General features: G+C 64.0%; 13 protein-coding genes. 7 read left to right on the forward strand and 6 right to left on the reverse strand.

Translation table 11 applies throughout. The features are described from left to right. Positions 1-190 precede the first annotated feature (190 nt). The 7 genes from EFR00_RS01820 (at position 191) to EFR00_RS01850 (ending at position 7,391) form a co-directional block, all read left to right on the forward strand. Positions 191-1,537 (forward strand): extracellular solute-binding protein, encoded by a 1,347-nt coding sequence (locus EFR00_RS01820; RefSeq protein WP_077994212.1) that lies wholly within the window; start codon positions 191-193, stop codon positions 1,535-1,537. A gap of 64 nt (positions 1,538-1,601) precedes the next feature. Next, positions 1,602-2,903, forward strand: a complete 1,302-nt coding sequence (locus EFR00_RS01825) for a carbohydrate ABC transporter permease (protein WP_040112961.1) — start codon at positions 1,602-1,604, stop codon at positions 2,901-2,903. A 2-nt stretch (positions 2,904-2,905) separates the two neighbouring features. Further along, positions 2,906-3,748: a carbohydrate ABC transporter permease gene (locus tag EFR00_RS01830; protein WP_009992530.1), complete on the forward strand. Its 843-nt coding sequence runs from the start codon at positions 2,906-2,908 to the stop codon at positions 3,746-3,748. Continuing rightward, positions 3,748-4,803 carry an ABC transporter ATP-binding protein gene (locus EFR00_RS01835; RefSeq protein WP_040112960.1) on the forward strand — a complete coding sequence of 352 codons (1,056 nt, stop codon included), beginning with the start codon at positions 3,748-3,750 and terminating at the stop codon, positions 4,801-4,803. Before EFR00_RS01830 ends, EFR00_RS01835 begins: the two co-directional genes overlap by 1 nt. Continuing rightward, complete coding sequence (locus EFR00_RS01840; protein ID WP_077994209.1) at positions 4,803-5,582, forward strand: glycerophosphodiester phosphodiesterase; 780 nt, start codon at positions 4,803-4,805, stop codon at positions 5,580-5,582. The genes EFR00_RS01835 and EFR00_RS01840 overlap by 1 nt, the downstream gene beginning before the upstream one ends. Further along, complete coding sequence (locus EFR00_RS01845) at positions 5,566-6,570, forward strand: LacI family DNA-binding transcriptional regulator (RefSeq protein WP_040112958.1); 1,005 nt, start codon at positions 5,566-5,568, stop codon at positions 6,568-6,570. Before EFR00_RS01840 ends, EFR00_RS01845 begins: the two co-directional genes overlap by 17 nt. Continuing rightward, a complete protein-coding gene (locus tag EFR00_RS01850) occupies positions 6,570-7,391 on the forward strand; it encodes an inositol monophosphatase family protein (protein ID WP_040143004.1) in 822 nt (273 codons plus the stop codon). Before EFR00_RS01845 ends, EFR00_RS01850 begins: the two co-directional genes overlap by 1 nt. Before the next feature lie 56 nt (positions 7,392-7,447). Here the strand turns inward: EFR00_RS01850 and EFR00_RS01855 are convergent, their stop codons facing one another. From EFR00_RS01855 to EFR00_RS01880, 6 genes are all read right to left on the reverse strand, one after another. Continuing rightward, positions 7,448-8,311, reverse strand: coding sequence for a glycerophosphodiester phosphodiesterase (locus EFR00_RS01855; protein ID WP_077994652.1), 864 nt, complete (start codon positions 8,309-8,311; stop codon positions 7,448-7,450). A gap of 70 nt (positions 8,312-8,381) precedes the next feature. Then, positions 8,382-9,476 carry a pyridoxal-phosphate-dependent aminotransferase family protein gene (locus tag EFR00_RS01860; RefSeq protein ID WP_077994206.1) on the reverse strand — a complete coding sequence of 365 codons (1,095 nt, stop codon included), beginning with the start codon at positions 9,474-9,476 and terminating at the stop codon, positions 8,382-8,384. An 11-nt stretch (positions 9,477-9,487) separates the two neighbouring features. Next, positions 9,488-10,267 (reverse strand): ABC transporter ATP-binding protein, encoded by a 780-nt coding sequence (locus EFR00_RS01865; RefSeq protein ID WP_040142998.1) that lies wholly within the window; start codon positions 10,265-10,267, stop codon positions 9,488-9,490. Beyond that, positions 10,264-11,058, reverse strand: a complete 795-nt coding sequence (locus tag EFR00_RS01870) for an ABC transporter ATP-binding protein (protein ID WP_040142996.1) — start codon at positions 11,056-11,058, stop codon at positions 10,264-10,266. The genes EFR00_RS01865 and EFR00_RS01870 overlap by 4 nt, the downstream gene beginning before the upstream one ends. After that, a complete protein-coding gene (locus EFR00_RS01875) occupies positions 11,055-11,888 on the reverse strand; it encodes an ABC transporter permease (RefSeq protein ID WP_040142995.1) in 834 nt (277 codons plus the stop codon). Before EFR00_RS01875 ends, EFR00_RS01870 begins: the two co-directional genes overlap by 4 nt. Further along, positions 11,885-12,874 carry an ABC transporter permease gene (locus EFR00_RS01880; protein ID WP_077994203.1) on the reverse strand — a complete coding sequence of 330 codons (990 nt, stop codon included), beginning with the start codon at positions 12,872-12,874 and terminating at the stop codon, positions 11,885-11,887. Before EFR00_RS01880 ends, EFR00_RS01875 begins: the two co-directional genes overlap by 4 nt. Positions 12,875-12,906 lie beyond the last annotated feature (32 nt).

The following is a 12,906-nucleotide window of genomic DNA, read 5'->3' on the forward strand; positions in this document are numbered from 1 at the left end:
ACCGGCGCTTGCAAGTCTTTAGGACATCGTCATAATAATTTTGCACACGTGCTCAATTTTGTCATTCGGCCGTTACATCGACCCCATAGAGCGGGACTAGTCACGTTTTCGTGGGTTTCGGAACGGCCGTCAAGCGACAGTGCTGACCCGTCAAGAGGCCTCACACTGCTCTTCCAGGGAGACGAAGAAAATGACCATTTTGCCGACACTGAAATCCCTCACGATTGCGGCCGCCATCCTGGCCTCGACCTCCGCCGTTGCGCTTGCCAAAGACGTCACCATCAGCGTCTGGGCAGGCGGCACCGGCCCGAACGACACCTATCGACTCGACGCCATCGAGATCGCAGCCCAGCAACTGCAGCGCGAAGCAGCTCTCAAGGGTGAAGACCTGAAGATCACCATCGAGAAGAAGGCCTATTCCGGCTGGGACGATTTCAAGCAGGCGCTGACGCTTGCCGCGGAAGCCAAGACCGCCCCGAACATCGTCGCCAGCGGTCATGAAGACATCGCGCCCTGGTCACAGGCCGGCCTTATCGTTCCGATCGAGGATCACGTTGATCTCGACGCCTGGCCGCTCAACGGCATCTACGAAAACCTGATGCAGATCGCCTCGTACAACGGCACCGTATACGGCATTCCGCAGGATGCCGAATCCCGCCCGATGTTCTTCTGGAAGCCTTACATGAAGGCGATCGGCTATAGCGACGCCGATCTCGATGCGCTGCCGCAGAATGTTCAGGACGGCAAGTACACCATGAAGAACCTGCTCGAAGATGCCAAGAAGATGCAGGACAAGGGTCTCGTCCAGCCCGGTTACGGCTTTTATCCGCGCCCCAGCAACGGCCCTGACTACTGGCAGTTCTACACGAGCTTCGGCGGCACGATGGAAGAAAACGGCAAGCTCGTTTTCGACAAGGCGGCCATGACCCGCACCTATCAGTTCATCTCCGATGCCGTGAAAACGGGCGTCACCAAGAAGAACCATATCGGCATGCCGGGTGATCAGTGGTGGAAGGAAGTCGCCACCGGCAAGGCCGGCATCTGGGACGCCGGCACCTGGCATTATGCCCGCCTCGTCAACCAGGAAGGCCTGAAGGATTTCTTCGACAACATCGTCTTCACGCTGATCCCGGCCGGCGAGGGCGGCAAGGCCAACACGCTGACGCATCCGCTCGTCTACATGCTGACCGCAGGACACAGCGATGAAGATACGCAGATCGCCGCTCAGCTGATCACGATCGCCTCCGAACCGCGCATCAACGCGCTGCATGCGATCAAATCGGCCCATCTCGGCATCTCCAAAGCCGAAGCCGAAGTGGACTTCTATGCGGACGACCGCTGGGCTCGCGAAGCCACCGAGCGCCTGCTGCCGCATGCCAATGCGATGCCGAACAATTCCGATTTCGGAAAATATTGGAACATTATGTGGAAGAACCTCGAGGCATCCTGGACCGGCGCCAAGACCGTCGACGCCGCCATCGGCGATGCCGAGAGCGAGCTGAAGAGCACGCTCGGCGACAAGATCGTCATCCGCTAAAGTCGAAGCACTCTTCCGGGCAGCGGCGACCCCGCTGCCCGGTCCGTCCCGCGAGGAGGCTTCCATGAAATCGTCCAGAAGGCTTGGACTGGTGATGATCGCGCCTGCCGCGATCATGATCGTCCTGTTCTTCCTGATGCCGGTCGTTCTGACGGCGGTCTTCTCGATGACCAATATGACGACCGCAACCGGCATTTCCGGCGGCGTCTATCAGATCGCACCCAATTCCTTGATCGCACTGAAGTCGGCCATGCCCGACATTGCCGCCGAGATGACCGAACCGCGCTACGCGATCGACGAGGCGGGCCTAAAGGCCGTCGAGGGTCTCGGCCTTGCGCCTGGTATCGCCGCGGAGCTGCGCGCCAAACATGCCGGCGAGGTCTTCCCGACGCGCCGCGAAGCCGAGCGCATGATCAAGGACCTCGCCGACCGGCCTTCGACGCGCGAGGTCAAGCAGATTTCCGAACAGTTCAACCGCTCGGTCGTCAACACCCGGTTCGACAGCAAGGAGCAGCTGTTTTCTGCGCTGGACACCGTCGGTCTCAAGCTGACTCAGGAACAGAAGGAAAGGGTGGCCGAGGCCACCTATACCGGCTGGACGTGGACGACCGACAATTTCTCGCGCATCGCCACCTCGCCCGACATGGCCCGCGTGCTCTTCAACACCGCGCTCTACGTCGCGCTGGTGCTGACGCTCTTCAATGTCGGCTATGCCCTGCTGCTCGCCATCTGGACGCATTATATGCCGCCGACGCCGGCCTCGATCTTTCGCGGCATCTGGCTTCTGCCGCGCATCACCCCCGTCGTCATCTATGTCATGCTGTGGAAATGGCTCGCCTGGGATACCGGTTTCATTTCGATCCTGATGGGCAAGTTCGGCTATCCGCCGAAGAACTATCTGCTCGACAACGCTTATAATGCCTGGTTCTTCGTCGTGCTGATCAACGGCTTTATCGGCGCCTCGATGGGCATGCTGGTGTTCTCCTCGGCGATGAAGGCCATTCCGAAGAGCCAGTTTTATGCCAGCGAGGTCGACGGCGCCTCGCGCTGGCAGCAGATCCGCTACATCATCCTGCCGCAGATGCGCTGGCCGATCCTCTTCGTCACCTGCTACCAGACGCTGTCGCTGCTCGCCTCCTTCAATGAAATCCTGCTCGCCACCAATGGCGGGCCGGGCAACACGACCGAGGTCTGGGCGCTCTCCGCCTATCACACCGCGCTCAGGAATTATGCCGGCAATCTCGAATACGGGTTGGGCGCGGCCATGGCGCTGGTGCTCGTCGTCATCGGCGTGATGCTGTCGCTCCTTTATCTGCGCGTCTTCAACTACGGCACGCTTGTCGCCAAGCCCCTGATCGAGGACTGACCATGGCCGAACAATCGCAGCCCTCGGCAAATTACCGCAGCTGGCCCGTTATAACGGCGCTCACCATTGTCAGCCTGCCGCTGCTGCTGATGTATGTCTATCTCTTCCTCGACACCGTGACGGTGAAGCAGCCGGATGCGCTGCTGCCCTCCGGCCTGACGCTTAATCACTGGCGTTTCCTGTGGCAGACGACGCCGGGCAAGGCGAATATCTGGCAGGTGACGGTGAATACGCTGCTGTTTTCGGCCTGCACCACCAGCCTCGTGCTGATCGTCTCGTCGATGGCCGGCTATGTGCTGTCGCGGCTCAACGTGCCGGCACGCGGCTTCTTCCTCGCCGGCGTCATGGTGCTGCATGCTTTTCCGTCGGTGACGCTGATCATCGCCATCTTCATCGTGCTGCAGATGATCGGCCTCTACAACTCGCTGATCGGCGTCATCCTGGTGAAGGCGGCGATCGACCTGCCGCTCGGCATCTGGCTGATGAAAGGCTTCTACGACACCGTGCCCTGGGAAATCGAAATGGCCGGCGTCGTCGACGGCGCCTCGCGCTTCCGGGTCTGGCGCAGCCTCGTGCTGCCGCAGGTCAAGCCCGGCATCATGGCGCTCGGGCTATTCTCCTTCCTCGCCGGTTGGGGCGAATTCATCCTGCCGCAGGTGCTGGCGCCGGGCAATGACGTGCAGGTGTTGTCGGTCTATCTTGCGGGCTTCCTCGCCGACGACAACAATTACGATTTCAATATGTTCAAGGCGGTCGGGCTCTTCTACCTTATTCCGGTGCTGATCGCTTACGCGCTCTTCAACAAATATCTCATGAACATCTACGGCGGCGGGAGCAAAGGCTGATGCGCATCCTCCTCGACAATTTCTCAAAGAGCTTCGGCTCCACCAAGGTCATCGAGAACATGCAGCTCGAAGTCCGCGACGGCGAGATGCTGGCGCTGCTCGGGCCTTCCGGCTGCGGCAAATCGACAACGCTTTTTGCGGTCTGCGGCATTCACCGGCCGACCAGCGGGCGCATCCTCTTCGGCGACCGCGACGTCACCGACCTGCCGAGCCAGGCCCGCAATGTCGGCGTCGTCTTCCAGTCCTATGCGCTCTATCCGCACATGACGGTTGCCGAAAACATCAGTTTTCCCCTCAAGGTGAAGGGCGTCGACGCTGCCGACATCCGCAAGGAGGTCAATCGTATTTCCGGGCTTGTCCATATCGATAATCTCATGGAACGCCGACCGGCGCAGCTTTCCGGCGGCCAGCAGCAGCGCGTGGCGCTGGCCCGCGCGTTGATCCGCAAGCCGGATGTGCTGCTGCTCGACGAACCGCTCGCCAATCTCGACGCCAAGCTGCGTCTGGAAATGCGCTCGGAAATTCGTCGCCTGCAGCGCGAGACCGGCATCACCGCCATTCTCGTCACCCATGACCAGGTGGAGGCGATGAGCATGTGCGACCGCATCGCCATCATGAAGGAAGGCGAGATCGTCCAGATCGCCACGCCGGCCGAAATGTACAATGATCCGAAGACCGCCTTCGTCGCCGGCTTCCTCGGCAATCCGCCGATCACTTTCCTGCGCGGGGTCGTCGACAAGGGCGCCTTTAGGATCCCGGAAAGCGAGATCCGCGTGCCGCTGCCCGATAGCGTCGGCGCCGCCGAGGGCACCAAGCTGATGCTCGGAGTCCGGCCGGAGCACTTCACCCCGGCAGGCGACACGCCCGTTTCCGGCAAGGTCACCTTCGCCGAAACGCAGGGCCGCGAGAACCTCTATGACGTTCATCTTGCCGGCGGGCCGCTGCTGCGTTCGATCCAGCCGGTGCGCAACGATATCCATGTCGGCGACGATGTCCGGTGGGCGATCGACAGCCGCGGTGTGTTCGTCTTCGACGAAACCGGCAGGAGGCTCTGATGACCCGCGATTTCCAGGCATTTTTCGAGCGATACGGCTGGCCGGCGGCCAAGGGCCGGCTTCCCTTCTGCATCGGCCATCGCGGCGCCAGCGGCCATGAACGCGAGAACACGCTCGCCGCCTTCCGCCGCGCTGCCGAACTCGGCGCCGAGATGTGGGAGCTCGATACGCAGTTGACCCGCGACGGCGTGGTTGTCGTCTCGCATGACGACCATCTCGAGCGCGTCTTCGGCGTCGACCGCCGTATTTCCGAAATGACGGCCTCCGAGCTCGCCGCTCTTGACGGCGTCGACGTGCCGAGTTTTGCGGAGGTCGCCGCACTTGGCCGCGAGACCGGCGCGGGTCTCTACGTCGAGCTCAAGGCGCCCGGGACGGGCCTGCGCTGCTGGCGCCATCTTGCCGAGATGAACCAGCGTTTTGCCTGCCTCGGCTCCTTCGATACGGCACAGGTGCGTGAACTCAGGGACGCGGGCTGCGATTTCCCGCTTTCGGTGCTGATCCGTGTCGGCCATGATCCGCATGCCCTGGGGGATGAGGCCGGCGCCGATATCCTGCATCTCTGCTGGGAGAGGGCAGGCGAGCGGCCGCAGGATCTGGTGAGCGACGCGCTGACGCGCCGCGCCTTCGAGGCGGGCCGCGAGATCGTGCTCTGGCACGAGGAGCGGCCGGCCGTTCTCGAGGATATCATGAAGCTTCCGGTTCTCGGCATCTGCACGGATCTGCCCGATCTGATGCGGCCGTCGGCAGAGAGGGAAAAAGCAGTTGCCAGACAGGGATAAGGGACCGCGCAAGGTAACCTCCTTCGATGTGGCGCGGGTGGCCGGCGTCTCACGCGCGGCCGTCTCACGTGCCTTCACGCCGGATGCCAGCGTCTCGCCGAAGACCCGCGAAAAGGTCTATCAGGCCGCCAAGGAGCTCGGCTATCGGGTGAATTATCTTGCGCGAAGCCTCACCAACAAACGGTCCGATCTCGTCGGCGTCGTCGCCGCCGGCCTCGACAATCCGTTCCGCACAATGCAGATCGAGCATCTGGCGAGGGTGCTGCTTGCCCGCAATTTCCGCCCGATCCTGCTGCCGACCTCGCAGGAGGCGGATACATCGACTGTTATCGGCCAGCTGCTGCATTACGCTGTGTCCGGCGTCATCGTCACCTCGGACGCACCGCCGACAGCGATCTGCGAGCAATGTGCGGCCGAGGGGGTCCCGATCGTGCTGATCAACAAGGGCAACGACATTCCCTTCGTCGATCGCATCATCTCGGACGACCGCATGGCTGGCCATCTCGCCGCCACCTACTTGATCGAAAGCGGCGTGCGAAAGCCCGCCGTGATGGCCGCTCCCGCCATATCCTACACGGCGCGGCGGCGCAGCGAGGCCTTCATTGACCGCTGCAGGCAACTCGGCGCCGAGCCGCAGTTTCTACAGATCAGGATCAACGATTACCGGAGCGGATATGATGCGGCCGGCGAACTTGCCGCATCCGGCATTGACGGCTTGTTCTGCGCCAACGACCACATGGCCTGCGGCGTCCTCGACCGCATCATGCAGGGCCGCGGCCGCGACGACGCGCCGCCGCTCTCCATCATCGGCCACGACGATATTCCACAGGCGAGCTGGACCGCCTATGAGCTAACGACCATCCGCCAGCCTTGCGATGTCCAGGCTGAACAGACCGTCGACCTGCTGATGAGCCGGATAGCCGAGCCGGACCTGACGGCGCGCGTCGAGTTTACGCCGGTGACACTGATAAGAAGAAGGACTGCCTGATGAGTTCCGCATTCGATAGCGCCGCCATTCGGGCACGGGCGGAGGTCGCGATCGCCGTCGCCCTCGAGACCGGACGGGAAGCGGCCCGGTTTCGGCGCGACATCAATCCCGGCACGCTCGCCGTCGAAAACAAGGGATTGCAGGATTTCGTCACTGTCGCCGATAGGAAGGCCGAACAGGCGATCCGCCACGGGCTCATCTCGCGCTTTCCCGATGATACGTTCATGGGGGAGGAGAGCGGCGGCCGATCGGGCGCGGCCGGCACCTGGGTCGTCGATCCGATCGACGGCACAACCAACTACATCAGGGGCTTCCGGCATTGGGGCGTCTCGATCGCCTTCGTCGCCGGCGGCAGGATCGAGATCGGCGTGGTTTACGACGGCGCCGAGGACAAGGTTTTCCATGCCGTGCGCGGCGATGGCGCCTTCAAGGACGGGCTTGCCATTCATGCCGCCGCGACCGTCGATCCAGCCAATGCGCTGGTCATCCTCGGCCATTCCCGCAAAACGAATTTCGACGACTATCTCGCAGTCTCCAGACGGCTGCACGAGCGCGGCATGGACTATCGCCGCACGGGCGCGGCCGCCATCGACCTGGTTCGTGTCGCCGAGGGTGCCGTCGACCTCTATTACGAACGCCATCTCAATGCCTGGGACATGCTTGCCGGCGCGCTGATTGCCGAAGAGGCCGGCGCTGTGGTGGCGATGCCGCCGATCGACAAGCTGCTTGCGGATGGCGGGCCGGTTATCGCCCATGCGCCGGGGCTTGCCGGCGAATTCGCCTTCATCCTTGAGAACGAGGGGCTGTCAGTCGCCGGCTAAAAGCTCGTTGCTTAAGGCATGCCATCGTCCGGAACGGCTGCACATTTCCGGACCGGTTAGCCGGCCATGCGGCTGCTCCAGGCGCGTTCGGTCGCCGGCGCCTCGTCGGTGGTGATCTGATCCGGCTTCAGCGCCATCAGCGCCTGGAAGTTCCGCCATTCCGATTCGCTGAAACCGACCTCGGGATGCTTCAGGGTAAAGGTCCAGGCATCGACGCGTTTGCCTTCGCCCTGGCAGAGCGCGATCATATCCAATCCATCCTTCGCGGCGTCAAGGATCAGCGGCCAGTGGAGATAGACCGTGTCCGGTTCGGTCGGGCCGCGGAGGTCGGCGCGCAATTCGATCTCGACCGCCTTCCAGCCGCCGGCCTGCCTGATATCGTAAAGCTTGTCCGTGGGATCGATGCCGCGCAGCAGATGCGGAAGCTTTTCCTTGACCGCGACGATGAGGTCGAGACTGCCGGCGCTGACGATCACCGAGGCGGCGATCTCCTGAAAATGCGCGGCAAGATGCGCGATGCCCTGCGCGCCGACCGCCTCGTAGTCGTCCTTCATGTCGAATTGCAGCAGTGCGGCCGGGTGGGCCGCTTGCAGCATGGCGGCAAGATCCTCGCTGAGGATCAGCGGCCGGTCGCCCCCCTGCATCCTGACATTACTGAGGTCGCTGAGGCGCTTTTCGGCGATCGGTCCATGACCGGTCGTTTCCCCTTCGAGGTCCTCATCGTGCAGCACGACGAAACCGCCGTCGGCGCGCACGCGCAGATCGAGTTCCATCGATGCGCCTGCGGCAAATCCCTCAGCCATCACCTCAGCTGAGAACAGCGGATCGGCAAACCGTTTGCGCAGCCGATGCCATTTCAGGCGGGTGCGATGCCCCTCGTGCAAAATCTCCAGGCCCTGCGCATCCAGCAATTTCGTCATCTGCATCCGGTCTCCGCGATGCCACTCTCCTGCCTTGCCGAGCCGCGATTATCAAGACCCGAACATAAGATCAGCGACTGTAGGCTGCGGCTATAGCCTCTGCAGCGGCGGCGATATCGGCGGGACGGCCGGTCTGCCTGAGGGCCGCGCCGTAGCCCACGACATTCGAGAGCACTGTCTGGAATGCGGCGCGCGGGCCTGTGTGGTTCAGCCGCACGAGGCGGGCGGGCGCCGTTCCCACGGCTTCCGTCAGCTCGACCCCTAGGCGCCCCGCGGCCGCGATCAGCGAAGCCGGTTCCGGTGCCTCCGGCAAAGGCACCGCCGTCACCAGGTTCGACGCCTTTGCCGCCGGCACCCAGACCGGGGCGCCGAGTGCGGCAAGCCCGGCCCGCGTCGCCGATGCCGCCAGCGCATGGCGGGCGACGACATTTTCAAGGCCCTCGGCCTCGATGCGGTCGAGTGCGGCCTCCAGCGCAAGGAATTCCAGCGGCGCCGGCGTTCCTGGCAGGATGCGCCGACCGTCGTCGATCCAGCCCTTCAGATCGGCCAGCGACAGGATCGAGTCGCGTGCCGCGCCGCCCTTGAGAACGAGATGCCAGGCACGCTGACTGACGGAGAGCGCAGAGACACCCGCCGGACCGCCGAGCGCCTTTTGTGGGCCGATAACCGCGATGTCGATGCCGAGATCATCGACATCGATCCGATGCCCGCCGACCGAGGCGACCGCATCGACGACGGTGACGATGCCGCGGGCGTGCGCAAGCGCGAGTATCTCTGGCAGAGGGTTGAGAATGCCGCTCGCAGATTCCGCGTGAACCACGGCGAGCACATCGATATGAGGGCCGGCATCGAGCGCTTCGGCGACAGCGTCGATCTCAATCGGCAAGCCCGGTTCGGCGACGAGATTCCGAACGCTTGCGCCGCCTCGCCGCAGCCACTGCCCGAACCAGCCGCCATAGGCACTGGTGACGAGGTTGAGGGCCGAAAGGCCGGGACGCGCGAGACTGGCTGCCACCGCTTCGAGCGCCACCACCGCCTCTGCCTGAACCAGCACGACGTCACCCCGACAGCGCAGAATGCGGCCGATCGTGTCGGCGAGCATGGCGTAGCGCTCCGCGGGGTACGAAGGCGTACCGAGCAGGGGATTCCAACCGAGATCGAACATGGACGCCTCCTTCACAACGGGTCGGTCACAAGACTGGGAACGGCTGCCACGAGTGCCCGGCCGGCAGCCGATTGAGGTGCGGTGACAACCGCCGCGGCCGGACCGGTCTCGACGATCCGGCCGCCGTCCATGACGGCGATGCGGTGGGAAACGGCGCGCACCACGGCAAGATCGTGCGAAATGAACAGACAGGCAATGCCGTGCTCCTTCTGCAGCTCGACTAAAAGTTCGAGGATCCTGCCGCGCACGGTGACGTCAAGCGCCGAGACCGCCTCGTCGAGCACCAGCAGCGACGGCCGTGTGGCGATCGCCCGGGCAATCGCCACACGCTGGCGCTGGCCGCCGGAGAGCGCGCGGACCGGCCGGCGGGCATAGTCGAAAGGCAGGCCGACACGTTCGAGGAGCATGGCGATCTCGCCGGCACGCCGGTTTTTCGACACGACGCCGTGGATGCGCAAGGGGTCGTCAAGCACCGAACCGACCGTCGCCAGCGGGTTGAAGGCGGCCAGCGGATCCTGGAACACCATCTGCATGCGCACCCGCCTGCGGCGCAAGGCAGCACCTCTCAGCCTCAACCAATCCTCTCCCTCAAAACGGATCGCACCGGCATCACAGGAGAGAAGCCGCAGCAGGATGCGCGACAGCGTCGATTTTCCGCTGCCGGAGGCGCCGACCAGACCGAGCGTTTCCCCGGCTGCGATCGTCAGCGAAACATTGTCGAGCGCGGCAACCCGGCGGGCGGCGGAAGAAAAGTCCTTCGAGATGTTTTCTATGGACAGCAGAGGATTCATGGCGCCGGCTCTTCGATCAAAGGTGGCGTCGCCAGATCGCGATGGCTGGCGATGAGAGCGGCGGTATAGTTGCTCACGGGCGTCGAAAGCACCGAGCGCACGGGGCCTGCCTCGACGAGGCGCGCATCGCGGAAGACGGCGATTCGGTCGACGAATCCGGAGGCGAGCGCGATGTCGTGGGTGATGAAGAGCAGCGTCATGCCGTCCTCGCGCACCAGCCCATCGAGCAGGCGGACGATCTCGGCCTGGACGACGACGTCGAGAGCGCTCGTCGCCTCGTCGGCGATCAGCAGAGCGGGCTTGGCAGCGATCGCTGCCGCGATCGCCACGCGCTGGCGCTGGCCGCCGGAAAGCTGATGCGGAAAGGCCCGCAGCGCCTTGTCTGGCTGCGGTATTCGCACTCGTCCAAGGAGTTCCTCGGCTCGGATAGAGGCCTGTTTCCGGCTGAGCCCGAGATGGCGCCTGGCGCCCTCGGCAATCTGCTCGCCGATCGTCAGGACGGGATTGAGGCTGGTGCCGGGATCCTGGAAGACGAAGCCGAAATCGCGGCCCGGGCGGGGCGGGTGGCCCAGGGCGGGCCAGAGCATTTCGCCGGTGACCTTCGCTCCGCCAGGCAGCAGACCGGCGAGCGCCCGGGCGAGCGTGCTCTTGCCGGAGCCGCTTTCGCCGATGATCGCCAGCCTCTCGCCGGTGGCAATATCGAGATCGATACGATCGAGCGCGGTCGTATTGTTCCTGCCGCGCCAATAGGTGACCGAAAGCTGCCGGAGGCTGCAGAAGATGTCGCTCATGCCGCCCTCCCGCCGTCATCGCCAAGCGCCTTACCGAGACCTTCGCTGAAGAGATGGACGCCGAGCACGGTGACGGCAAGTGCGGCGCCCGGCAGGACGGAGAGATAAGCGGCCGAGCGCAGCACGCTGCGGCCCTCGGCGATCATCGAACCCCAGGTGGCGATATTCGGATTGCCGAGGCCGAGAAAGGAAAGCGCCGCCTCGGTGAGGATCGCGCCGGCGACGATGGTAGCGGAAAGCGCCAGCACCGGCGGCAGCGCGTTCGGCAGGATCTCACGAAAGGCGATTTCCGCGGGATGCATGCCGATCACCCTTGCCGAGGCGACGTAATCCTGCTCGCGGATCGCCAGCACCTGGGCTCGCGTCAGCCGCGCCGGATCGGCCCAGGCGCCAAGCGCGATGGCAAAAACGACGATCGGGGTCGACACCCCGATAGTGCTGACGAAGGCGAGGGCAAGCAGGAAGCCCGGCACGATCTGAAAGGCGTCGACTACGCGCATTAAGGCCTCGTCGACGAACCCGCCGGAAAATCCGGCCGCCATGCCGACGCAGACGCCGAGGACCATCGCCGAAAAGGCTGCCGCGAGGCCGACGGCAAGCGAGGTTCGCGCGCCATAGAGCAGGCCGGCGAGCACATCACGTCCGAGGCGATCGGTGCCAAGTGGAAAGGCCGGGTCGGTGAAGGGCGCAAGCAGCGCCCGCCCGGCGATCCTCAGCGGATCGCCGGGCGAAATGATAGGGGCAAGCAGCCCGAACAGAAGCAGGATGACCAGGATCGCAAATCCGGCCATGCCTTCCCACGTGCCGAGCAGACGCTGAAGACGGCTCATGCGTCACCCTCCGAAGCGCCGATGCGCGGGTCGAGCGCGGCATAGATAAGATCGACGAGGAAATTGACCGAAATGACGAGAACAGCGCTGGTGACGACGATGCCCATCAACAGCGGCGCGTCGCGGCCGTTGACTGCTTCCTGCGCCAAGCGCCCGAAGCCGGGGATCGCAAAGACGCTCTCGATCACCACGCTGCCGCCGAGCATGGCCGCCGATTGCAGCCCAAGCATGGTGACAAGCGGCAACAGCGCATTGCGCGCCACATGACGAAGCACGATGCGGCTGCGCGACAGGCCCTTGGCGCGGGCGAACAGGACGAAATCGAGCTTCCAGGCCTCAGCCATGCCGGCCCGCATCACCCGCAGGAACAAGGCGAGATAGATCAGGGCCAGGGCGCCGACCGGCAGGACAAGATGATCTGATATGTCGAGGGCGCGGGTAAAGCCGGTCTTGCCCGAAGCGATCGTCTCGATGCCGGCGATCGGAAACCAGCGCAGCTTCACCGAAAAGGCAATGCTGAGGACAAGGCCGAGCCAGAAGCTCGGAATGGCATAGACGATCAGCGAGCCGATCGACAACAGCCGGTCGCGCAAGGTTCCCGGCCGCGCCCCGGCGAGGATGCCGAGCGCGGAACCAAGGCCAAAAGAAAGCGCCGTCGCGCTGCCCATCAACAGCAGCGTATTGGGCAGGCGTTCGGCGATGAGCGCGCCGACCGGCCGGTCGAAGGCGACGGACCAGCCGAGATCAAGCCGCGCCAGCGAGGAAAGATAGAGCCAGAGCCGTGCCAGCATGGACCGGTCGAGGCCGTAGCTCTCGCGCAGCGCCTGCCTGAGTGCCGCATCGCCGCCGCCGATCGCGCCCAGATAGGCATCGACGGCATCGCCCGGGGCGGATTCGAGCAGCAAAAACGTGAAGATCACCACGATCAGCAGCACTGGAAGGCTGCTGATCGCCCTACGCCGCAGGAGGAGGATTGCGCGTTTCACGCCGGATAAGGCCTCCGGAAGAGAATTACGGC

Source organism: Rhizobium sophoriradicis (genome assembly GCF_003939025.1).
Lineage (GTDB): Bacteria > Pseudomonadota > Alphaproteobacteria > Rhizobiales > Rhizobiaceae > Rhizobium > Rhizobium sophoriradicis.